Here is a 21,802-nt window from a genome sequence, read left to right as displayed (position 1 = left end):
TACGGGTCGGCCCCGACAGGACCGTGGTGCTACGACGCGGCGGCGTCCTCGCCCTGCGGGTCGTAGTCGGCGGTGACGTCCTCGTAGGGCGCCACCTCCAGCCCGAGCAGGGCGTTCTCCAGCACCTCCGCCAGCGCCGGGTGGATCCAGTACTGCCCGCGCGCCAGCTGCAGCGCCGTGAGCGGCCCCGTCGGCCCGCCCAGGCTCAGGGCCTGGATCACCGGCTGGATGAGGCTCGCCGCGTGCGGCCCCATGGCGTGCCCGCCGAGCAGGTGGCCGGTGCGCCGGTCGGCGACCAGCTTGAACAGGCTGGTCGTGTCCTCCATCGCCCAGCCGTAGGCGGTGTCCCCGTACGCCTGGGTCTTGCACGTCACGTCATACCCCTGCTCGCGCGCCTGCGCCTCGGTGAGGCCGACCGTGGCCACCTGCGGGTGGCTGAAGACGCCGGCCGGCACGTAGCGGTGGTCGAAGGACCACAGGTCCTCGGGGTGGACGAGGTTGTGCGCGACCACCCGGGCCTCGTGGTTGGCCACGTGCTTGAGCTGGTAGGGCGAGCTGACGTCGCCCAGGGCCCACACGCCCGGTGCCGTGGTCCGTCCGTGCTGGTCGACCTCGACGCGCCCGTCGGGGCGCACCTGCACCCCGGCGACGTCCAGCCCCATGCCGTCGCTGTTGGGCACCCGGCCGGTGGCCACGAGCATGCCCTCCCCGGTCACGGTCGTGCCGTCCGCCAGCTCCAGCTCGACCCCGTCCCCGCCCCGGCGGGCCGCCACGGGGGCGGCGCGCAGGTGCACGTGCCAGCGGTCGCGCGCCAGCTCGGTGAACGCCCGGGAGATCTCCGCGTCGACCTGGCTCAGCAGCCGCTCCCCGCGGCTGACGACGGTCACCCGGACGCCGAGCGCGGAGAACACGTGCGCGAACTCGGCGGCGATGACCCCGCCCCCGACGACGACCATGCTGGCGGGCAGCTCGTCCATCCGCATGACCGTGTCCGAGGTGTGGTACGGCACTCCCGAGTCGGCGATCACCGCGGGGATGTGCGGCCTGCTGCCGGCCGCGACGACGACCTGGTCCCCCCGGATGCGGTGGACGCTGCCGACCTCGTGGGCTCCGCCCGGGTGGGCGATGCGCACCTCGAGCTCGCGGTCGCCGACGAAGCGGGCGTGCCCCAGGAAGGCCTCGGTGTGCGGCGCGTCTCGGCGGTAGTCGCGCCCGCCCTCGCTGATCGGGTCGATCCGGCCGAAGATCCGGTCCCGGACGTCGTCCCACCGGACCCGGTCGAGGGTGGCGTCGACGCCGAAGCGCGCGGCGTCGCGGACCGTGTGGGCCACCTCCGCGGCGTGCACGAACATCTTCGTGGGGATGCAGCCCACGTTGAGGCAGGTGCCGCCGAAGATGCCGCGGTCGACCACGGCGGTCCGCCGGTCCTCGAAGTCGGGGGTGACCAGGGAGTTGCCCGACCCGCTGCCGATGACGACGAGGTCGAAGCGGGTGGGTTCGGGATCCGTGCCGGTGCTCTCGCTCACCCGGACAGGCTAGTCGCCGCCGCCAGCTCCTCCCGGACCACCGCCAGCCCGTCCCACAGCTCGACGAACCGGGTCGACAGCGGCGCGGGCCCGAGGCGGAGCCCGTCGGGGGAACGGAAGTCCGGTATGACGCCGCGCGCCCACAGCCGCGGGTTCACCTCCGCGAAGGCGGGGTGGCGCAGGGTCACGTGCCCGCCGCGCCGGTCGCGGTCCCGGGGGCTGGCGACGACGACCCCCAGCTCGTCCGGCCAGGAGTCGACGACGGCCAGGGCCAGGTCGGTCAGGCGCAGCGACTTGTCCCGGACCTGCTCGATCCCGGCCCGTTCGAGCATGCCCGCACCCCGGGCGACCGGCACCATCCCCACGACCGGCGGGGTGCCGCTGACCAGGCTGCGCACCCCCGGGGCGGGGACGTAGCCCTGCTCCATGAGGAAGGGGTCGCGCCGCCCCATCCAGCCCTGCACCGGCTGGCGCAGCGTGGGCACGTCGTGCAGCCGCGCCGCCAGGTAGGCGTGGGCGGGTGCGCCCGGCCCGCCGTTGAGGTACTTGTAGTCGCAGCCCACCGCCGCGTCCCAGCCCCAGTCGTCGGCCCGGACCGGGACCGACCCGGCGGAGTGGCAGGTGTCCCACAGGACCAGCCCCCCGGCCTCGTGCACGACGCCGGTGATCCCCTCGGCGTCGGCGACCCAGCCGGAGCGGTAGGCCACGTGCGAGAGCAGCACGACCCCGGTGGCGGGACCGACGGCGTCGGCGACCTGCTCCGGCGTGACGCCCGCCGCCGGGTCGACGTCGATCCAGACCAGCCGCAGCCCCCGCTCGGCGGCGACCCCCTCGGCGACGTAGCGGTCCGTGGGGAAGTTGTCGGTGTCGAGCACCAGCTCGGTCCGGGCGGGGTCGAGGGCCAGCTGGTGGTCCACGAGCGCCCGCAGCACCTTGTAGAGCAGCACCGTGGTCGAGTCGGCCACGACGGTCTGCCCCGGCGCCGCCCCCAGGGCGGCCCGGCCCACGAGGTCCCCGACCTGCTCGGGCCAGCCCATCCACCCCTCGTCCCAGCTGCGGATGAGCCGGGTGCCCCAGTCCTCGCGGACGAAGCGGGCCATCTCCTCGGCGGTCCCGGCGACCGGCCGTCCCAGCGAGTTGCCGTCCAGGTAGGCCACGACGTCGGGTGCCGGCTCGAACTCGGCGGCGAAGGCCGCGAGCGGGTCGGCGGCGTCGAGGGCGAGCGCGTCGTCGCGGGTGGGGACCTCACGCACGGCCCTCACCTCCGTGGTACCCGTCGGGCGTCACGTCCTGGATCCGGGTGCGCACGTCGTAGAGCTCGGGGAAGAAGGTCAGGTCCAGGGCCCGCCGCAGGAAGGGCACGCCGGAGCTGCCGCCGGTCCCCCGCTTGGAGCCGATGATGCGTTCGACCGTCTTGAGGTGACGGAAGCGCCATACCTGGAAGTTGTCCTCGACGTCGACGAGGTCCTCGGCGACGTGGTACTCGACCCAGTGCCGCTCCGGGTCGGCGTAGACGGCGGCGAACACGTCGACGACCCCCTCGGAGGCCTCGTAGGGCAGGGTCACGTCACGCTCGAGCACCTCCTGGGGCACCGGGTGGCCCTGCCGCGCGAGCCAGTGGAGCACCTCGTCGTAGAGGCTGCGCTCGTGCAGCAGCCGCTCCAGCTCGTCGTGCACCTGCGGGTCGTGGGCGAAGACGCGGAGCATGTCCGCGTTCTTGTTGCCGAGGGAGAACTCGACGGCGCGGTACTGCCACGACTGGAAGCCGGACCCGGTGGCCAGGAAGGAGCGGAAGAGGGCGTACTCGCTCGGCGTCAGGGTGGCCAGCACCGACCACTGCTCGGTCAGCGTGTGCTGGATGTGCTTGACCCGCGCGACCCGCTTGAGCGCCGGCTGGAGGTCGTCGCTGCGGATCAGCTGCCGGGCGGACGTGAGCTCGTGGAGCATCAGCTTGAGCCACAGCTCGGAGGTCTGGTGCTGGATGATGAAGAGCAGCTCGTCGTGGCGCGGCGGGACCGCGCGCGGGTGCTGGGCGGAGAGCACCGTGTGCAGGTCGAGGTACTCCCCGTAGGACAGGTTGCGGTCGAAGTCCCGCTCGATGCCGCTCTCCAGGTCGCGGACGGCGCGGGTATGGCGCGTGACGGGGTCGTCGGCGTGGTCGCGGGCGGCGTTGCTCACGGGTGGAGTCTGGCACATCGACATCTGTGCAGGTCAGCGGGCCTGTCGGTGCTCTGCCCTAGCGTGCCGGTACGGCACCTCGGGAGGAGGGGTGCACCCGACGGAAGGGGTGGGGACGTGCAGATGGAGGGTATGCCGATCGCGACGGACGGTGGTCCGGCACCACCGCGGGCAGCACCCGTCCCGGTGCTGCCCCTGGCCGGCCCGGAGCTGGCCGACCCGGCCCCTGCGGTCCTGGTGCGGGTCCGCGAGGTGGCAGACCTGCTGGCCGGGCCCGGGGAGCCGCTCACGCAGGAGGAGCGGGTGGCCACGCTCGCCGAGCTCGAACGGCTCAAGAACGTGTGCGCCGCCGCGCAGGCGGCCGTCACCGTCGACCTGGACGAGCAGGCGGCGGTGGACCGCCAGGCCAGGGAGGGCGAGCTGGGCCACCGCCGCCGGGAGCGGGAGGGGGTGACCCTGGAGGTGTCGCTCGCCCGCAGGGTCTCCCCGCAGCGGTCCCGGTCGCTGATCGGGCTGGCCCGCGCCCTGCACGACCGGCTGCCGCAGACCCTGGCCGCCTTCCGTGAGGGACGGGTCTCGGAATGGGCGGCGTCGCTGGTCGAGAAGGAGACCAGGGGGCTGACCGACGAGCAGGCCCGGGAGGTGGACGCGCTGCTGGCGCCCACGCTCGGCACCTGCTCGGAGGGCCGGCTGGCCCGGAGGGCGGCGTCGCTGGCCTACGAGGCGGACAAGCGCGGGTTCCTGGAGCGGCACGCCAGGGCGGTCGGGGACCGTTACGTCTCGATCCGGCCCGCGGCCGACGGGATGGTCCGGCTGAGCGGCCTGCTGCCGCTGGTCGAGGGCGTCGCCCTGCACCGGTCGCTGGAGGAGAGCGCCCGGGCGGCCCACCTGGCCGCCACGTCCGCGGCCGAGGGAGGCGGGGACGGCACCCCCGGGCAGGGCGAGGTCCCCACGGTCGCCCAGCTGCGCGCCGACGAGCTGGTCCGGCGCGTCACCGGCGTCGATCCCGCCCGCGAGGGCGTGCCCGTCGAGATCGGCCTGGTGATGACCGACCGGGCCCTGCTCGACGAGGGCGAGGACCCGGCCCGCGCACCGGGCTACGGGCCGGTGCCGGCCGCGCTGGCCCGCATGATCGCCGCCTCCGGCAGCACCCGGGACGTGGAGGTCGGCGAGGCCAGGGCCTGGCTGCGACGGCTCCTGCTCGACCCGGTCGACTCCACGCTCGCTGAGGTGGACGGGCGCCGACGGTGCTTCACCGGTCCGCTGCGCAGGTTCGTGGTCGCCCGCGACCAGGAGTGCGCGATGCCCTACTGCCACGCACCGATCCAGGACGTCGACCACGTGGCCAGGGCACGGGACGGTGGCGCCACCACGGCCGACAACGGCCAGGGGCTGTGCCGGGCGTGCAACCTCGACAAGGAGACCGAGGAGCTGCGCACGGAGGTGGTGACGGCGGCCGACGGCACGCGGGCGGTGAGGGTCCGCACCCGGTACGGCCAGGTCCACCACTCCCAGCCACCCCCGGTGCTCGACACGCTCGAGGACCTCGGGGCCCGGTGGCACGGCGAACGACCACCGTGGTGGTCCGGCCGCACCGCAGGGGACGGGGGCGACCCGGAGAAGGGACGGGGCCAGCTCGTCGCCGAGTGGGAGCGGCTCGTGCACGACTGGAACCAGGACACCGCATCGTGGGAGAGGTTCACCGAGGAGTGGGACGGGCTCGGCGAGGAGCTCGACGACGACGGGATGGGCGTCCCGGCCTGACCAGGGCGACCCAACCAGGCCGGCCTGACCACGCCGGCCCAACCGGGCCGGCCTGACCGGCCGGGTCGTGGACGTCGGGGGCTCAGCCGCCGGTGCGGTCGCGCAGGTCCGCCACGTGCGGGCTGACCGAGGGGTCCAGCCCCAGACCGAGCGCCATGTAGGTGGCGGTGAAGTCGACCATGGCGACGTGGTCGGCGAGCCGGACGACCGGTGCCCCGGGGCCGGCGCGGACCTCCATGACGCGGACCCCGGCCTCCTGCGCCGTGGTGAGCACGGCCTCCGTGAGCGCGTCGGCCTGGACCGACTCCCGGGTGGGCGGGTCGGCGGGGGCGTCGCGCAGCATGAGCAGCCCCAGCGGCGGCAGGGTCGGCCCGTCGAGGAAGGGGTCGGCGAAGATGTCCCGACCTCCGTCGGGGCTGCGGCGACGCTCCATCAGCTCCCCCTCCGGCTCGTCGAAGTGGTGCGGCTCCCAGCCGCTGGTGTCGATGTCGCCCAGCCGGATCCGCCGCTCGTCGTACGTGCCCGGTCGCGGCCCGCCCCGGTGGGTGTAGGGCCCGTCGAAGCAGGCGACGATCCCGCTGGCGGCGTCGGGCAGCTCGCCGAAGGGAGCCGGCATCCGCGCCGTGCGGGCGAGCATGGAGGAGGCGCGGGCGGCGGCCACCCCACCCAGCGGCCCGTCGCCGAGCACCACGGGCACCGTCTCGGCGAGCTGGAGGGCGAGCAGCTTGGCCGGGTTGACGAACGACTCGGAGGTGGGGCGCAGCTCCTCGGCCCGTTCGTCGAGCCGGTCGGCGACGGCGGTCAGCACGCTGTCCGGGGCGTCCAGCAGCCCGAGCAGGTCGGCGCCCGCGAGCACCGGGGTGAGCATGGTCCACAGGGAGGTCCGGGAGCTGGTCCGGCCCCGGCCTGTACCCACGTGGATGCCGCGTGCCCGCCGGGTGACCTCGGCCAGCGGCGAGTCGTCCGCGCCGACCGTCAGCAGCGAGGCGCCCCGACGGGCGGCCTCGGCGGCGACCGCCAGCGGGCCGGGCGCCCGGCCGGACAGGGAGACGGCCACGACCAGGTCCATCGGGCCGACCCAGCCCGGCAGGGGCAGGTTGCGGCGGGCCTGCACCGGCACGGGCGAGCCCGGCTCGGCGAGGAGCTCGAGCACCTCGGCCACGATCGAGGAGCCGCCGATCGCGGCGACGAGGACCGACCGGGGCCGGCCCTGGTCTGCCAACCGTTCGATCCCGGCCTCCCGGCCCAGGTGCAGGGCCTCGCGGACCTGGGCCCCGGCGGTGGCCAGCGCCCGGAGGGTGCCGCGGGAGTCCTTGCCCTGCAGCTCGTCCGGGTCGTCGAGGAGCGCCTCGTCGAGGTGGGGGGCCACGGGTCAGTCCTCGTCCCCGACCGCGACGACGGTCGCGTCGTCGGCGAGCAGCACGGGGATGCCGTCGACCACGGGGAAGCGACGCCGCCGGCCGGGTCCGTCGCAGTCCTGGGCGCACTGCAGCGCGGGCTGCCCGTCCTCGTCCACGACGTCGACGAGCTCGTGCCCTCCGACGGGGCAGCGCAGGATCTCCCGCACCCACGGTTCGTACTGCGGCCTAGCCATCTGCGTCCTCCTGTCGTACCAGCCCCAGGACGGCGTCCCGGACCTGCTCCATGGTCGTGGTGTCGGCGGCCTCGACGTTGAGCCGCAGCAGCGGCTCGGTGTTGCTGGCCCGCAGGGAGAACCACCACAGGGGCGCCTGCTCCCTCGTCATGACGAGACCGTCGAGGGTGTCGGCGACCGCCCCCTGCGCCTCGGCCCAGTCCCGGGCGCGCGCCACGGCGGCCGCCACGTCGGCCACGCGCGAGTTGATCTCCCCGGACGCGGCATACCGGTCGTAGGCGGCGACCAGGGCCGACAGCGGCCCGTCCTGCTCGCCCAGAGCCGCCAGCACGTGCAGCGCCGCCAGCATCCCGGTGTCGGCGTACCAGAAGTCGCGGAAGTAGTAGTGGGCCGAGTGCTCGCCGCCGAAGACCGCCTCGTGCTCGGCCATCTGCGCCTTGACGAAGCTGTGCCCCACACGGGTGCGCACCGGGCGCGCGCCGAGGGCGGCGATGGTCTCGGGGACGGCCCGGGAGCAGATGACGTTGTGGACGACGGCGACCGACGACGGATCGGCGCCCGCGGCGACCTCCTTGGCGATCTCCCGGGCGGCGACCAGGGCGGTGATGGCGCTCGGGGTCACCGGGCGGCCGCCCTCGTCGACGACGAAGCAGCGGTCGGCGTCGCCGTCGAAGGCCAGGCCGAGATCGGCCCCGTGCCGGACGACCGCCGCCTGCAGGTCGCGCAGGTTCTCCGGCACGAGCGGGTTGGCCTCGTGGTGGGGGAAGGTGCCGTCGAGCTCGAAGTACAGCGGCACGACCCGCACCGGCATGTCCGGATGGTCCAGCACGGCGGGCACGGTGTGCCCGGCCATCCCGTTGCCGGCGTCGACGACGACGGTGAGCGGACGCCCTCCGCGCAGGTCCACCAGGGAGCGCAGGTAACCCGCGTAGTCGGCGAGCACGTCGGTCTCGTCCAGGGCCCCCGGTCTCCCCGGGGTGGGCAGCTCGTGCAGACCGCCGCGGTCGAGCAGCCACTGGGCCAGGTCGCGGACCTCCGCGAGCCCGGAGTCCTGCCCCACCGGCCGGGCGCCCCGCCGGCACAGCTTGATGCCGTTGTAGGCGGCCGGGTTGTGGCTGGCCGTGAACATCGCGCCGGCCCGGTCCAGCGCCCCGCTGGCGTAGTAGAGCTGGTCGGTCGAGGCCAGCCCGATCATCGTGACGTCGACGCCGTGGACCGCCACCCCGGCGGCGAAGGCGCGCGCCAGCTCCGGCGAGGAGTCGCGCATGTCGTGACCGACGACCACCCCGGCCTCCTCCTCGGGGAGGACCACGACCTGGGCGAAGGCGGACCCGAGCGCCCGCACCACCTCGACGTCCAGCTGCTCGGGCACGAGGCCACGCACGTCGTAGGCCTTGACGACGTCGGCCAGTCTCACGGAGGTCACAGCAGGAAAGGGTACCGACGCGGACCCTGCGGGACGGACCCCGTGCTCAGCGGTCGCGCAGCATGCGCAGGTGGCCGCGGCGCGCGATCTCGGTGACAGTGGCGCCGGTGCCCTCGCCCCCGCCGTGCCCGTCGACGTGCACCACCGACCCGCGGTGCTCCCGGACCGCGTCGGCCAGGGCGGCCAGGTCGTCCACCGGTGGCCGGGGCTCGCCCTCCGGCAGCTCGATCCGCACGACGTCCCACCCGCGCGGCACCGTGAGCCGGCCGGCGTGCTCCTCGCACAGGTCGTAGGAGTGCGGCTCGGCGTAGGTCGCCAACGGTCCCAGCACCGCCGTCTGCTCGGCGTAGACGTAGGTCAGCGTCGACGACGCCGGGCGGACGCACGCTGTCTTGGAGCACTGGCGGGAGACGGTCACAGCACCCCACTGTAGGTGCCCCGGCCGACATTCCCGTGGAGGCACCCCGTCGACCTCCGGCCCAGGGACTAGGGTCGGGACCGTGACCAGGCGTCGGGACCGGCACGGCCGGGGGATGCGCGGGCCGCTGGCGTGGCCGCGCGTCCCCGTCATGACGACCCGGGCCGCCCGCTTCGACGAGATGGTCCTCGACGCCGCCGAGACGCTGGAGCACCGGCTCGGGCACGAGCTCGGCGTGGAGCTGGCGGTGGAGGACGTGCCGCCCTCGGACCCGGCCCCCTGGGAGGACGGCGTGCCGCTGGGACGGCTCTTCCCCGCCGAGCGCGCGCTGGCGGCCCGGATGGTGGTCTACCGGCGCCCCGTCACCCACCGGGCCCACGACGAGGCCGAGCTCGCCGCCCTGGTGCTGGAGGTGATGGCCGAGCAGCTGGCGCGGATGTACGGCCGCGACCCGGAGGACCTCCTCTAGCGGCTCAGGGCACCGCGGGGCCTGCGGCTCAGGGCACCGCGGGGCGGACGGTGGTCACCGTCCGGGTCCAGGGCACCTCGGGCAGCGTGGCCGAGGCCACGAAGGGGCCACGCCCGTCCGCCCCGGTCACGTGCACGGCGGCCACCACGCCGGCTCCGGGGCCCTCCCCCAACGGGTCGGTCGTGGTGATCCAGACGGCACGCGCGTCCGCAGGCACCGGCAGCCCGCGTCCGGTGTCGTTCGCCAGGTCGAGGACCTCGGTCGTGGTCCCACCCTCCGCATCCAGCCACCGCACGGTCGCCGTGGTCGCGTCGACCGCGCTGACGACCAGCCGGGACGTGCCTGCCGGGATGACGCCCGGGTCGGGCAGCGCGATGCCGACCGGGTTGCTCGAGGGCAGGCCGGCAGCGACCCACGCCAGCTCCCCGGCGGGGCGGACCAGGGGCTCCTCGCGGGAGCGTGGCGGGACCGCGGTGGAGTCGGCGTCGTCCCCGCCCGGGTCGCTCGTGGCTCCGTCCTCGTCCGCCGGCGCCGCGGTCGTCTCCGCCTCGTCGGTCGACGGGGCGGTCGCCTCGGTCTCGTCCGCCGGCGCGGCGGTGGCGTCCGCCTCGTCCTCCGGCGCATCGGTCGTCTCCGCGTCGTCCCGCGACGCCTCCTCGGGCTCACCCTCGGCAGGCAGGACCTCGACGCCCGCGGCGGCCACGACGGGCACGTCCGACCGGACGCGCAGACCGGTCGTCCCGGGCGGCAGGTCGGCGAGGTCGATCTCGGCCGTGCGTCCGGCCGCGACCCGCGTGACGAGGTCGGGCAGCCGGACCGCCCCGTCCTCGGTGAGCGCGACGAGGTCGACGACGGCCTCCTCGTCGCCGGGAGGCAGCACCCGCAGCACGGCCCGGTGCTCCGAGCCCTCCGGGGCGGGGGGCGGCGCGGGGACCACCAGGTCCGTGGCCGGCCCCGGTGTCCCTCCCGGCGCCACCGTGCCGGAGCCGAGGTCGGTCGTGCCGTCCCGGACGAGCAGGTGCAGGTGCGCCGACACCGGGCCCCCGGTGGCCGTCACCGACACGACCGGCGAGGGGACCCCTGGTGCCAGGGCGTCCAGCAGCCGCTCCACCCGTCCGCCGGCCGGCACGACGATCCCACCGGCGCCCGTGGTGGTCGCCTCGCCCTCGCTGCCCCACACGCGCACCTGGACCGTCACCGGGTCCGGGCCGGGGTTGCTCAGCACGAGCCGCTCCGTCCCGCCCGCACGGCCGTCCCCGCCCACGAGCCAGCTCTCCTCCGCCGGCTGCACGCAGGGGGTCAGGGAGGCCCCGCGCGCCCCGGCCTCCGTGCCGACCCCCAGCTGCGCCCCGACGAGGCCGGGCGCCGCGCCGCCCTCGCCCAGGACGAAGGCCGCGCGGGCCTCGGCGAGGTCGACACCGAGGGCCTCGTCGGCCGGCAGGCGGCGGCTCCCGTCGCTGTCGCCGGAGAGCACCAAGCGTGCGGTCCCTCCTGGGGACCGCGTCGAGCTCGCGTCGTCGTCATCCCCCTCGGACGGGCCCTCGAGCGGCGAGGACGGCGCGGTGGTCGTCGCCGCGTCGTCGGCAGCGTCCTGCCCGGGCACGGGACCGACGTCGTCCGTCAGCAGCGTCGTGGGGGCCCGTGCGGCGACCACCCGGACCGGCACCTCGTCGGCGGCGGCGCCGGGGCAGGCGAGGGCGGCGGAGTCCACCAGGGTCACGTCGGAGGGGCCCGCGGTCACGGCCGCGTCGCCCGGACCGGCGGCCGGGGGGACGGACCGGCCGAGGGATCCGCCGTCGACGGCTGCGGCAGCCCCCACGAGCCCGGCCAGGACGAGGGCGGCACCGGCTCCCCGCCACCAGCGGGCCCGACGAGGCCGCGCCACGGTCGCACCGGACGCCTCCGGTGCGGGGTCCCCGCTCTCGCCCGGGTCCCCGCCCTCGGAGCGTTCCGTGCCCACAGGGTCCGTGCCCACAGGGTCCGTGCCCGGTCCGGTGTCCGTGCCCGGAGTCTGCTCGTCGGGGCTCACGGCTCCTCCTCCTCGGTGGTGTCCGGCTCGGGTCGTCCGAACGGAAGGGCCAGGAAGGCGGTGACCAGCGTCAGGACCAGCGCGACCAGGTGCCATGGGAGGGACGGGCGGGCGAGCCGCACCTCGAGGTCGTGGGTCCCTTCCGGCAGGGCGACCTCCCCGTCCGCGCCGACCGCCACGTCCTCCCCGTCGACCGCGACCCGGGCCACCTGCGACCATCCGGTCCCCTCGGCGACGTGGAGCGTCGCACCGTCCGGCAGGTCCTCGACCCGGCCGGCCGCGACCCCGTGCGGTCCCTGGCTGGGCACGCGCGACACCAGGCCGCCGTCCGCGTCCAGGACCCGCACCCGGGCGGCCTCGTTGTCGCTCATCCGCCACAGCACCTGCCCCTGGGGCCCGCCCACCCTCGTCAGCCCGGGCAGGGCGTCGACCCGGCCCACCAGCGGATGGTCCTCCTCGGCGGCGACGAGGACGTAGCCGGCGGCCAGCTCGAGCAGTCCGGCGACCGCCCCGGCGCCACCGTCGGAGACGACCGTCCGGGCGACCTCCTCGACCGGGCCCGCCGGCCTGACCCCCACGGCCAGCTCCGTGGTCCGGTCCCGCAGCACCCTGGCCGGCTCGATCTCCCGTCCCACGAGGTCCACCACGACCTCGTTCTCCCCGACCGGGGTGAGCACGAGCGTCCGGGGGGCGGACGGGCCGTCGGCCTGGGCCGCGGCGACCGGAGGCAGGGCCGGTGGGGCGGCGAGGAGCCCGTCGGCCGGCGGACGCCAGACCGCGACCGCCAGGGGGACGAGCGCGGCCAGCACCACCACCGCGGCGGTCAGTCCCGCCACGACGGCCCGCGGGCGCCGGACCGCGGCACGCCACGGCTCCCTCCGGCGGCGGCCCTCGGCGCGCCAGGACCGGTCGACGAGGAGGGCCGTCGCGAGCAGCAGCGATGCGCCGCTGACCGAGAGCATGGACCCGTTCCAGGCGGTGACCGTCAGACCGGCCTCGGCGTGCCCGGCGGGCAGGACGCCCAGCCCGGCCCGGGGCGCCAGCAGCGCCAGGAGCAGGCCGAGGAGGGCGCCGACCACGAGCACCCCGGCACGACGTCCGGACCTCCCGGGCAGCAGGGTCGCCGCGAGCGCCGCTGTCCAGGTCACCAGGGCGGCCCACAGCGGGGCCGCCGAGAGGTCCGACGGGTCGAGCGCAGCTCCCGGCACCAGCAGGGCGGTCTGCCAGGCCGGGGCGCCGGCCGGGAGAGCTGGTGCGGCCACGGTGGCCCCCGCCCCGCCCAGCAGCCGTACGGGGTCGGCGAGGAGGGCCGGCAGCCACGGGAGCAGGAGGGCCCAGGGAAGCGCGGCCAGGACCGCGCCCCGCCACCGGGTCCCCCAGCTGCCGAGCAGCAGCACCAGCACCCCGGCGACGGTGGCGGGGACCAGGACGAGGGGCACCCACTGGGCGGTCAGGGCGACGCCCAGCACGGTGGCGAAGACCGCGGCCGTGCGCCGCGTCCCGCCACCTCGGGTGGCGGCGACCACGTAGCCGGCCACCAGGAGAGGCGCCACGAGGTGCACCACGACGGGACCGACCCGTCCGTCCTGCGTCGCGGAGACCAGCGGGGTGGCTCCCGCCCAGCCCAGCGCGAGCGCGGCGCGCAGCCACCGCCGGTGGGTCACCCGGCGCAGGGCGAGGTATGCCGTGACGAGCGCCACCGGGGCGGCGGCCAGCAGGAGCCACCCGAGGGCCACCCCGGCAGCGTTCGGCGCGCCCCCGGGGCCCGCGACGGCGTCGACGAGCAGGGTGGGCGCGGTCCACGGCAGCAGCCAGGGCTCGGGCGGGTGGTCGTGCCCGAGCCCGCCGCCGCGCCAGCCGTCCAGCGCCGAGCGCCACAGGCCGGCCGGCCCGGTGGCCGCCGGGCCCAGCTCGTCCCCCACTAGTCCGGGACCGCCCGGCCGCAGGTCGCCCAGGTGCTGGCGCCACCCCCACACCGTCGCCGCCGTCGTGACGAGCACCGCCAGCGCCAACGGCCAACTCGCCCAGGGGCGCCGTTCCTCCTCGCCGGAGATCTCGGCGAGCTCGTCCGAGACCGGTCCGGTCTCGGGCACCGCACGACCGCCGGCCGCCGGCCCCGCCTGCCGGCGGCGGGTCCGGGCACGAGGGTCGAGCGCGTCCCCGAGCGTCTCGACGGTCGACCGCCAACCGGCCGTGGCCGGCAGGAAGAGGGCCCGCAGGTCCCGCGGTCGCACGGTGCGTCGCCCACGGAACTGCCGCCGGGCCCGCCACCCGCGCAGCGGGGCGAGGGCCGCGCGGACGTCGGCCCACTCGTCGGCCGCCTCGGCCGGACGCTTGACGAGCAGCAGGACGAGGGCGGCCAGCGCACTGGTGAGGACGACCCCCAGCGCGCGCCACGGAGCCGACCAGGCCGATCCGCGGGCGAGGGCGAGCTGGCGCTGCCGCACCCGGGTGCGCCGCGGGTCCTGCACCCCCAGGCCGTCGTCCCCCGTCCGCACGACGGCGTCGGGCGCCACGACCACGCGGTGGCCGGTCAGGTGGGCCCGCCAGCCCAGGTCGAGCCCCTCGACCCCGTCGTCGCCGAACTCGGGCGAGAGCCCGCCGGACGTCTCGAGGGCGTCGCTGCGGACCAGCGACCCCACGAGGGGGACGCCGAGGACGTCCTGGCGCAGGTCCAGCTGGCCCTGGTCGACGAGCGCGGCCCGTCGCAGGTCGACCTCGCGACCGGCCGGAGTGACGTGGTGACCGACGCCCACGAGCAGCCGTGGGTCGTCGGCCCGCACGAGCTTGGGCCCGACCACGCCCACCCGGCTGTTGCGCCGGACGGCGGCGGCGAGGGCGGCGAGCGCGGTCGGCTCGGGCAGGCTGTCGTCGGTCAGCAGCCAGAGCCAGTGCTCCGGATGCACCGGCAGCACGGACCGGGCGTCCTCGACGGCCTGCCAGCGGGGCGGTCGCCCCGGCGTCGCGGTCGTCGCGTCGGTCGCGGTCCCGTCCGTCGCCGTGCCGTCCTCCGACCCCGCGGAGGCGGGGGGACGCAGGACGAGGGGCACGCGGTGCTCCCGCACGAGCGGGTGCTCGAAGGCGGCGCGGGTCCGCGGCTCATCGGGGTCGACCCCGGCGACGACGACCCGACCGGGACGGCGGGACTGGGCGGCGAGAGCGTCGAGGAGGCCGTCCAGGGACGGGCCGTCGGTCCGGGTGAGGACGACGACGGAGACGTCGTCCACCCGGGCCCGACCGCCGGGGGTCGTCACGGAGGTGGGGTCGGACGTGGCGGGTCGGGACCCGCCGGTCACACGGCGCGCTTCTTGAGCTTGCGCCGCTCCCGCTCGGACAGGCCGCCCCAGATGCCGAAGCGTTCGTCGTTGGCCAGGGCGTACTCCAGGCACTCGGCCCGCACCTCGCACCCGACGCACACCTTCTTGGCCTCGCGGGTCGACCCGCCCTTCTCCGGGAAGAAGGCCTCGGGGTCGGTCTGCGCGCACAGGGCGCGCTCCTGCCAGGAAGCCTCGTCGACCTCGTCGGCCCCGCTCAGCAGGCTCAGCATCTCCATCTCGTGCATGGCTCCTCCTCGACCTCTCGCCAACACGTCCACCGCCACTCCCGGGCCCGAGCTGCCTTCGGTCGGGAAGAACACGATGGGTGAATTACACGCGTGTCATCCGCCGTAGTCAACCCCAGATCTGCTAGTGGTCCCCGTCCTGGCCGGCGGGCGGACGTCGCGCGGCCCCGGCCCGGCGGGGCTCCCAAGCGGTCCCGCCGCAGGTGGCCGGGGGTGCCGGCGCCGCCCGCCTCCGTCCCCGGCGCCGCCCGCCCGCACAATGGGGCGCATGCAGATCACCGCACTGTCCGGCGGCGTCGGCGGCGCCCGTTTCGTCCGCGGCCTGGTCCACGAGCTCCGGCGGCGTGCCCCCGGCGAGGAGGTCGAGGTCACCGTCGTCGGCAACACCGGGGACGACATCACCCTCTTCGGGCTGCGGGTCTGCCCCGACCTCGACTCGGTCCTCTACACCCTCGGCGGCGGGGTCGACGAGGAGCAGGGGTGGGGCCGCGAGGGCGACACCCGGGAGGTCATGGGCGAGCTGGGGGCCCTGGGCGTGCAGCCGCAGTGGTTCGGCCTGGGCGACCGGGACCTGGGGACCCACGTGGCCCGCAGCCTCTGGCTGGCCCAGGGCGCCACCCTCTCGGAGGTGACGGCCCGGATCGCCGCCCGGTGGGGGCTGCCCGGGCAGGGCGTGCGGCTGCTCCCCGTCACCGACAGCCCCATCGAGACCCACGTCGTCGTGGACGCCGGCGCCCTGGACGGTCCTGCCGGCCGGAGTGGCGACGCCGCAGGCACCGACCGGGGGGCCGATGACGGCGTGCCGGAGCGGGCGATCCACTTCCAGGAGTGGTGGGTGCGCCACGGCGCGTCCCTGCCGGCGCGCCGGTTCACCGTCGCCGGGCTGTCCGGCGCCGCCCCCGCCCCGGGCGTCCTGGAGGCGATCAGGGGCGCGGACGTGGTCCTGCTGCCCCCGAGCAACCCGGTCGTCTCGATCGGCATCGTCCTGGGGGTCCCCGGGGTGAGGGACGCGCTGCGAGGGACCCGGGCGCCGGTCGTCGGGGTCAGCCCCATCGTCGGCGGGCGACCCGTCCGCGGGCACGCGGACGCCTGCCTGGCCCCCCTGGGCGTCGAGGTCAGCGCCGCCGGCGTGGCCGGCCTCTACGCGGACCTGCTCGACGGCTGGCTGGTGGACACGGCCGACGAGCACGCGGGCTACCCTCCGCGGGTCCAGGTCCGTCCCCTCGACCTGCTCATGCGGGACGTCGAGGGGGCCGCCCGCATCGCCGGGGCCGCCCTCGACCTGGCCGACGAGCTGCGGTGACCCCCGTCGGACCCGGGACCGGGGGCAGGTCGCAGGTACAGGACGGACCGGACGGACCGGCGGCGCAGGACGGACCGACGGTGCCGGCCGGGCAGGACGGGCCGGACGGGCTGCTCGTCCTGCCCCTGCGCGGCCTGCCCGAGCTGCGCACGGACGACGACCTGGCGGGCCTGCTCCTGGACGCGGCGAGGGCCCGCGGCGGCCTGCGGGACGGCGACGTCCTCGTCGTCTCGGCCAAGGCCGTCTCCAAGACGCAGGGCCTGCGGGTCGACGCGGACGCGCAGGGCGGCCGGGAGGCCGAGGTCCTGCGGCGCAGCCGTCGCGTGGTCGCCGAGCGCCGGACGCCGCACGGCACCACCCGGGTCGTCGAGGCGGAGGCCGGCCCCGTCATGGCCGCCGCGGGGATCGACGCGTCCAACACCGGTCCCGACGGGGGGCTGCTCGTGCTGCCCGGCGACCCGGACGCGGCCGCGGCCGCGCTGCACGCCGCCCTCGCCGAGGCCCTGCCCCCCGGCACGCGGTTCGGCGTGCTCCTCAGCGACACCGCCGGGCGGCCCTGGCGGGCCGGGCAGACCGACCTGGCCCTCGGGGCCCACGGCCTGGCCGTGCTCGACGACCTGCGCGGGGCCACCGACCACGACGGCCGTCCCCTGGCCGTGACGACCCGGGCGGTCGGCGACGAGCTGGCCGCCGCCGCCGACCTGGTCAGGGGCAAGGCCGACGGTGTCCCCGCGGCGCTCCTGCGCGGACCGGCCGTCAGGGCGCTCGTCATCGCCACCGCCGCGGACCCGGGCCAGGGCGGGACGGGCGCGGCGGCCCTGGTGCGGACCGGCCCCGGCGACTGGTTCGCCCTGGGCCACCGGGAGGCGGTCCGCGCCGCCCTGGGGGTGGCCCCGGGCAGCGCGCGCGCCGAGGAGGTCGGCATCGCCTCCGTCGCCCCCGAGGACGAGGAGGTGCGGGGCGCGCGGGCGGTGCGGGTGGCGCTCGTCGGGCACGACGGTGCCTCGGTCGGGGGCTCCGCCGCCGGGGGGTATGCCGTGTCCGCGCCCGACCCGGTCCTGGCCGGCCGGGTGGCGGCCCGGCTCGAGGTGGCCCTCGCCGGGGAGGACCTGACCGGACCGGTGCGGGTGGTGCCGCCGGACGCCTGAGCGCCGGCGAAGGCCCCTCAGCCCGTGGGCAGGTGCCGCCGGGGCGCCATCCGGGGCCCCCGCCGCGGCCGGACCGCCCCGGAGAGCTCCAGCAGGCGCTGCACCCGGTAGCGCTGCCCGGCGTAGGGCCGCAGCAGCTCCACGAGCGACTGGTCGTCCACCGGCCGGCCGGTCAGCGCCCAGCCGATGTTGGCCGCGACGTGGTAGTCGCCGAAGCTCACCGCGTCGGGGTCGCCCAGCGCCCGGTGCGCCGTCTCGGCCGCGGTCCAGACCCCCACGCCCGGGATGCTCACCAGGCGCCGCCGGGCGGCCGCCAGGTCCAGCTCGGGCAGCTCTTCGAGCCGGGCGGCCACCCGGGCCACCCGCACCACCGTGGCCGAGCGCTGCGGGCTCACCCCGGCGCGCAGCCACTCCCAGCTGGGGATCTGCGCCAGCACGGCCGGCGGAGGAGGCACCCGCACCCCCAGCGCGCCGCCGGGACCGGGGGCCGGCTCGCCGAAGCGCTGCACGACGCGGCGCCAGCCGGAGAAGGCCTCCTGGCCGGTGACCTTCTGCTCGATGACGGCCGGGACGAGCGACTCCAGCACCAGCCCCGTCCGGGGGACCCGCCAGCCCGGGTGCAGCCGCAGCGCCCGGGCCACGAGGTCGTGGTGGGGCACGAAGCCCTCGGCCCCGACGTCCCCCTCGCCGAGCATCGTGGGCAGCCGGTCCAGCACCCAGTCGGCGCCCGGCCCCCACGCGTCCGCCAGCACCGTCGCCTCCGCGGCCCTCGTCGTGACGCGCAGCGTCACCGGACCGGCGGGCGTCGTCAGGCCCCGCCACAGGGCCCCGGCGACGACCCGCCAGGCCGGGTCCCCCGCGCCCCTGCACAGCACCCCCCAGGTGGCGCGCACGTCCACCGGCCAGGCGGCACGCCATACCCTCCGGGCGGGCCGGGCACCCCCGGGCGCACCCGTGGCGACCCCCGGGGAGGGGACGGCGCGCAGGCCCGTGGCTGTCACCCGGACACTGTGCCTGCTGCGGGCGGCGCGGCGCAAGGCGCGGGCACGGGTTAGCGTGTAGCCCGTGCAGCTCCCTCCCCAGGTGCTCGCCGACGCGGTCGGCGCCGATGCCACCCGTCCGGCGATCACCTTCTACGACGACTCCCCCGAGGCCGCCGGCGAGCGGATCGAGATCTCCCGCCGCGTCCTGGCCACCTGGGTCGCCAAGGCGGCCAACGCGCTCCAGGAGTCCTTCGACGCCCAGCCCGGGACCGTCGTCCTCGTCGACCTGCCCAGCCCGCACTGGCGGCTCGTCTACTGGGCCCTCGCGGCCTGGTCGGTGGGCGCGACCCTGACGGTGGACGCCCACGAGGGTGCCGACGTGCTCGTCACCACCGACCCGGACAGCTCCCTGGCGGACGACTGCGACGAGGTGGTGGCCGTGGCCCTGCCGGCGCTGGCTCGCGGGTTCGGCGCCGAGCTGCGCTCCGGGGTCATGGACGAGGCGGGCGAGCTGGCCGGGTTCGCCGACGACTTCGCCGCCTGGGACGAGGCCGACGAGGACGACACCGCCCTCGTCCACCACGGCGACCGCCTCAGCTACGCCGAGCTGCTCGAGGAGATGCCCGCCGTGCCCCCCGGCGCCCGGGCCCTGGTGACCACCACGGACCCGGGGCTGACCGTCCGCCAGGTCCTGCAGGTCCTGGCCGCCGACGGCTCGGTCGTCCTCGTCCGCGGCTCGGCCGGCGGCCCCGAGGAGCGGCTCGCGGCCGAGGGCGTGACCCACCGCTGCCCCGGCAGCCTCGGCGAGGGGACCGCCGGGTAGCCTCGCCCGCATGGACAAAGTCGTTTCCTCCGCGGCGGAGGCCCTGGAGGGCCTCGACGACGGCATGACCATGACCGTCGGCGGCTTCGGCCTGGCCGGCATCCCGACCGTGCTCATCAAGGAGGTGCTGGCCCGGGGCACGCGCGACCTGCAGGTGGTGTCCAACAACATGGGGGTCGACGGCGCCGGGCTGGGCCTGCTCCTCGCCGAGCGTCGGATCCGCCGGGCGATCGCCTCCTACGTGGGCGAGAACAAGGAGTTCGCGCGGCAGTACCTCGCCGGCGAGCTCGAGGTCGAGCTCACCCCGCAAGGCACCCTCGCCGAGAAGATGCGCTCCGCCGGTGCGGGCATCCCGGCGTTCTGGACCCCCACCGGCGTCGGGTCGCAGGTCTCCGAGGGGGGTATGCCGTGGCGCTACGACTCCGAGGGCAACGTCGTCGAGGAGTCCCCGCCCAAGGAGACGCGGGAGTACACCGTGCGCGGCGTGACCCGCGACTACGTCCTCGAGGACTCGATCTTCGCCGACTTCGGCCTGGTCCGGGCGGCCAGGGGCGACCGGCACGGCAACCTCGTCTTCAACCGGTCGGCCCGCAACTTCAACCCGCTGTGCGCGATGGCGGCGCAGGTGGCCGTGGCCGAGGTCGAGGAGCTCGTCGAGCCCGGCGAGCTGGACCCCGACGAGATCCACCTGCCCGGCATCTACGTGCAGCGCGTCGTGGCCCTCACCCCCGAGCAGGCCGCCGACAAGGACATCGAGAAGCGGACCACCCGGCCCCGGCCGGACGGGTCCTCCGACCAGACCCAGGAGGCCTGAGCCATGGCCCTGACCCGTGAGGAGATGGCGGCCCGCGCGGCCGCCGAGCTCAAGGACGGCGACTACGTCAACCTCGGGATCGGCATGCCGACCCTGGTGCCCAACTACGTGCCCGACGACGTCGAGCTGGTGCTGCAGTCCGAGAACGGCATCCTCGGCGTGGGCCCCTACCCCTACGAGGGCGAGGAGCACCCCGACCTCATCAACGCCGGCAAGGAGACCGTCACGCTGCGCCCCGGCGCCTCGATCTTCGACTCGGCCACCAGCTTCGGGATGATCCGCGGCGGCAAGGTCGACGCCGCGATCCTCGGCGCCATGCAGGTCTCGGCCGACGGGGACATCGCCAACTGGATGATCCCGGGCAAGATGGTCAAGGGCATGGGCGGGGCGATGGACCTGGTCATGGGGGCCAAGAAGGTCATCGTGCTCATGGACCACGTGGCCAAGGACGGCAGCCACAAGATCGTCCAGGAGTGCTCGCTGCCGATCACCGGCCTGAAGGTCGTCCAGCGGATCATCACCGACCTGGCCGTCATCGACGTCACGCCCGAGGGCCTGGTCCTGCGCGAGGTGGCCCACGGCGTCACCGTGGAGGAGGTCGTGGAGAAGACCGGTCCGGAGCTGACGGTCGCGCTCGACGAGCCCACCCCGGAGCCGACGCCCCCGACCCAGGGCTGAGCCCGGGCGGCGCCTACGCGGGGGCGTCGGGTCCGCGGAGGAACCCGGCGCCCCACGTCAGGTGCATGACCGCCAGCACCCCCGGCATCCGGGCCACCACCCCGGGCGCCTGGTCGCGGGCGATCCAGGCGCCGCCGAGGGTGACGGCGGCGGCATACCCCAGGGGCAGCGCCCACAGCGGCCGCCAGGCCAGGCCGCCCACCGTGCCGGCGGCGACGAGGGCCACCGCCGTGGGGGGTGCCAGGTAGCGCAGGTTGACGCTGCCGGGGTGGTGCCGCACGACCTGACGGCGCCACTGGCCCGTCGTGTAGAACTGCCGGACGAGGTCGCGCCACGTCGAGCGGGGACGGTAGCTGACCCTCAGCTCGGGGCTGAACCAGACCGTCCCGCCGGCCTCCCGGATGCGGTGGTTGAGCTCCCAGTCCTGGGCGCGGACGAACGTCGGGTCGTAGCCGCCCACCCGCTCCAGCCACTCCCGCCGGAAGACCCCCAGGTAGACCGTCTCGGCCGGGCCGGCGTTCCCCCCGACGTGGAAGCGGGCCGCCCCGATGCCCAGCGGGGAGCGCATCGCGACGGCGACCGCCTGCTGCAGGGTGCCGGTGCCCTCGGCCAGCATGACCCCGCCGACGTTGGCCGCGCCGGTCTCCTCGAGCAGCTCCACCGCCCGCCGGACGTAGCCGGGCGAGAGCTCGCCGTGCCCGTCCATCCGCACGACGACGTCGTGGCGGGAGGCCCGGACGGCGGCGTTCAGCCCGTCGGGGGTCCGCCCGGTGGGGTTGTCGACGACGACGACCCGAGGGTCCTCCGCGGCCAGCCGGTCGGCCACCTCGCGGGTGCGGTCCGTGCTGGGGCCGACCGCGACCGCCACCTCGAGCCCGCCCGGGTAGTCCTGCGCCAGGACCGACGCCACCGCGTCCGCGAGGTGGTCCTCCTCGTTGCGCACGGGCATGACCACGGACACGGGCGGGTATGCAGCAGGCGGGGCGGGGGTGCTCACGCCGGAGAGGCTACCGGCGCGCGGGGCGGGAATCGCCGGGGCGCGCGGGTTCCCAGCACCCGGACAGGACGCTGGCCTAGTCTGTGTCGT

The 21,802-nt window shown here is 76.3% G+C and carries 19 protein-coding genes; 7 read left to right on the top strand and 12 right to left on the bottom strand.

Annotated elements, in window-relative coordinates:
• Positions 1–29 precede the first annotated feature (29 nt).
• Genes FJR00_RS07690 through kynA form a run of 3 tightly spaced genes read right to left on the bottom strand, consistent with a single transcriptional unit; the run spans position 30 to position 3,704 of the window.
• Positions 30–1,526, bottom strand: coding sequence for a mycothione reductase (locus FJR00_RS07690; RefSeq protein WP_141338183.1), 1,497 nt, complete (start codon positions 1,524–1,526; stop codon positions 30–32).
• Positions 1,523–2,779: a kynureninase gene (locus tag FJR00_RS07685; protein ID WP_141338182.1), complete on the bottom strand. Its 1,257-nt coding sequence runs from the start codon at positions 2,777–2,779 to the stop codon at positions 1,523–1,525. Before FJR00_RS07685 ends, FJR00_RS07690 begins: the two co-directional genes overlap by 4 nt.
• Positions 2,772–3,704, bottom strand: coding sequence for a tryptophan 2,3-dioxygenase (kynA, locus tag FJR00_RS07680; protein WP_075958785.1), 933 nt, complete (start codon positions 3,702–3,704; stop codon positions 2,772–2,774). Before kynA ends, FJR00_RS07685 begins: the two co-directional genes overlap by 8 nt.
• 132 nt (positions 3,705–3,836) lie before the next feature.
• On the opposite strand from kynA, the gene FJR00_RS07675 reads away from it, so the two are divergent.
• On the top strand, positions 3,837–5,468 hold the full coding sequence (locus FJR00_RS07675) for an HNH endonuclease (RefSeq protein ID WP_181409542.1): 1,632 nt from the start codon (positions 3,837–3,839) through the stop codon (positions 5,466–5,468).
• An 82-nt stretch (positions 5,469–5,550) separates the two neighbouring features.
• Here FJR00_RS07675 and FJR00_RS07670 read toward each other — a convergent pair whose 3' ends face one another.
• Genes FJR00_RS07670 through FJR00_RS07655 form a run of 4 tightly spaced genes read right to left on the bottom strand, consistent with a single transcriptional unit; the run spans position 5,551 to position 8,906 of the window.
• Positions 5,551–6,837, bottom strand: a complete 1,287-nt coding sequence (locus FJR00_RS07670; RefSeq protein WP_141338180.1) for an SIS domain-containing protein — start codon at positions 6,835–6,837, stop codon at positions 5,551–5,553.
• A 3-nt stretch (positions 6,838–6,840) separates the two neighbouring features.
• Complete coding sequence (locus tag FJR00_RS07665; RefSeq protein ID WP_141338179.1) at positions 6,841–7,062, bottom strand: Trm112 family protein; 222 nt, start codon at positions 7,060–7,062, stop codon at positions 6,841–6,843.
• Complete coding sequence (locus FJR00_RS07660) at positions 7,055–8,488, bottom strand: phosphomannomutase/phosphoglucomutase (protein ID WP_141338178.1); 1,434 nt, start codon at positions 8,486–8,488, stop codon at positions 7,055–7,057. The genes FJR00_RS07665 and FJR00_RS07660 overlap by 8 nt, the downstream gene beginning before the upstream one ends.
• Before the next feature lie 46 nt (positions 8,489–8,534).
• Positions 8,535–8,906, bottom strand: coding sequence for a DUF3499 domain-containing protein (locus FJR00_RS07655; RefSeq protein ID WP_075958780.1), 372 nt, complete (start codon positions 8,904–8,906; stop codon positions 8,535–8,537).
• 82 nt (positions 8,907–8,988) lie between these two features.
• On the opposite strand from FJR00_RS07655, the gene FJR00_RS07650 reads away from it, so the two are divergent.
• Positions 8,989–9,375, top strand: a complete 387-nt coding sequence (locus FJR00_RS07650; protein ID WP_075958779.1) for a metallopeptidase family protein — start codon at positions 8,989–8,991, stop codon at positions 9,373–9,375.
• Positions 9,376–9,403: 28 nt separating this feature from the next.
• On the opposite strand, the gene FJR00_RS07645 is transcribed toward FJR00_RS07650, so the two are convergent.
• The 3 genes from FJR00_RS07645 to FJR00_RS07635 are packed head-to-tail and all read right to left on the bottom strand — an operon-like array spanning position 9,404 to position 14,966.
• Positions 9,404–11,404 (bottom strand): DUF5719 family protein, encoded by a 2,001-nt coding sequence (locus FJR00_RS07645; protein WP_141338177.1) that lies wholly within the window; start codon positions 11,402–11,404, stop codon positions 9,404–9,406.
• Positions 11,401–14,658 (bottom strand): glycosyltransferase, encoded by a 3,258-nt coding sequence (locus FJR00_RS07640; RefSeq protein ID WP_238330381.1) that lies wholly within the window; start codon positions 14,656–14,658, stop codon positions 11,401–11,403. Before FJR00_RS07640 ends, FJR00_RS07645 begins: the two co-directional genes overlap by 4 nt.
• A 38-nt stretch (positions 14,659–14,696) precedes the next feature.
• The gene (locus FJR00_RS07635) at positions 14,697–14,966 is read right to left on the bottom strand and encodes a WhiB family transcriptional regulator (protein ID WP_075958776.1); all 270 of its coding nucleotides are present in this window, start codon (positions 14,964–14,966) and stop codon (positions 14,697–14,699) included.
• A 268-nt stretch (positions 14,967–15,234) separates the two neighbouring features.
• Here FJR00_RS07635 and FJR00_RS07630 point away from each other — a divergent pair, with 268 nt between their 5' ends.
• Complete coding sequence (locus FJR00_RS07630; RefSeq protein WP_141338175.1) at positions 15,235–16,269, top strand: 2-phospho-L-lactate transferase CofD family protein; 1,035 nt, start codon at positions 15,235–15,237, stop codon at positions 16,267–16,269.
• Positions 16,266–17,417, top strand: a complete 1,152-nt coding sequence (locus tag FJR00_RS07625; protein WP_238330379.1) for a coenzyme F420-0:L-glutamate ligase — start codon at positions 16,266–16,268, stop codon at positions 17,415–17,417. Before FJR00_RS07630 ends, FJR00_RS07625 begins: the two co-directional genes overlap by 4 nt.
• Positions 17,418–17,434: 17 nt before the next feature.
• Here the strand turns inward: FJR00_RS07625 and FJR00_RS07620 are convergent, their stop codons facing one another.
• The gene (locus FJR00_RS07620) at positions 17,435–18,418 is read right to left on the bottom strand and encodes a DNA-3-methyladenine glycosylase family protein (protein ID WP_238330378.1); all 984 of its coding nucleotides are present in this window, start codon (positions 18,416–18,418) and stop codon (positions 17,435–17,437) included.
• 64 nt (positions 18,419–18,482) lie between these two features.
• Here FJR00_RS07620 and FJR00_RS07615 point away from each other — a divergent pair, with 64 nt between their 5' ends.
• From FJR00_RS07615 to FJR00_RS07605, 3 genes are read left to right on the top strand one after another with little or no spacing between them, the layout of a single operon-like run.
• A complete protein-coding gene (locus tag FJR00_RS07615) occupies positions 18,483–19,223 on the top strand; it encodes a TIGR03089 family protein (RefSeq protein WP_141338174.1) in 741 nt (246 codons plus the stop codon).
• A gap of 10 nt (positions 19,224–19,233) precedes the next feature.
• Positions 19,234–20,037 (top strand): CoA transferase subunit A, encoded by an 804-nt coding sequence (locus FJR00_RS07610; RefSeq protein ID WP_141338173.1) that lies wholly within the window; start codon positions 19,234–19,236, stop codon positions 20,035–20,037.
• Positions 20,038–20,040: 3 nt separating this feature from the next.
• Positions 20,041–20,715: a 3-oxoacid CoA-transferase subunit B gene (locus FJR00_RS07605; protein WP_141338172.1), complete on the top strand. Its 675-nt coding sequence runs from the start codon at positions 20,041–20,043 to the stop codon at positions 20,713–20,715.
• Positions 20,716–20,728: 13 nt separating this feature from the next.
• Here FJR00_RS07605 and FJR00_RS07600 read toward each other — a convergent pair whose 3' ends face one another.
• The gene (locus tag FJR00_RS07600) at positions 20,729–21,712 is read right to left on the bottom strand and encodes a glycosyltransferase family 2 protein (protein WP_272949578.1); all 984 of its coding nucleotides are present in this window, start codon (positions 21,710–21,712) and stop codon (positions 20,729–20,731) included.
• Positions 21,713–21,802: the final 90 nt, after the last annotated feature.

The organism is Ornithinimicrobium kibberense (assembly GCF_006519705.1).
GTDB lineage: Bacteria > Actinomycetota > Actinomycetes > Actinomycetales > Dermatophilaceae > Ornithinicoccus > Ornithinicoccus kibberensis.
This window is presented reverse-complemented; position numbering and strand designations above follow the sequence as displayed.

Excerpts from the sequence above, each read along its gene's own strand:
- FJR00_RS07675 (WP_181409542.1), top strand. The coding sequence starts at position 3,837 with ATGCCGATCGCGACGGACGGTGGTCCGGCACCACCGCGGGCAGCACCC.
- FJR00_RS07665 (WP_141338179.1), bottom strand. The coding sequence starts at position 7,062 with ATGGCTAGGCCGCAGTACGAACCGTGGGTGCGGGAGATCCTGCGCTGC.
- FJR00_RS07635 (WP_075958776.1), bottom strand. The coding sequence starts at position 14,966 with ATGCACGAGATGGAGATGCTGAGCCTGCTGAGCGGGGCCGACGAGGTC.
- FJR00_RS07630 (WP_141338175.1), top strand. The coding sequence starts at position 15,235 with ATGCAGATCACCGCACTGTCCGGCGGCGTCGGCGGCGCCCGTTTCGTC.
- FJR00_RS07610 (WP_141338173.1), top strand. The coding sequence starts at position 19,234 with ATGGACAAAGTCGTTTCCTCCGCGGCGGAGGCCCTGGAGGGCCTCGAC.
- FJR00_RS07605 (WP_141338172.1), top strand. The coding sequence starts at position 20,041 with ATGGCCCTGACCCGTGAGGAGATGGCGGCCCGCGCGGCCGCCGAGCTC.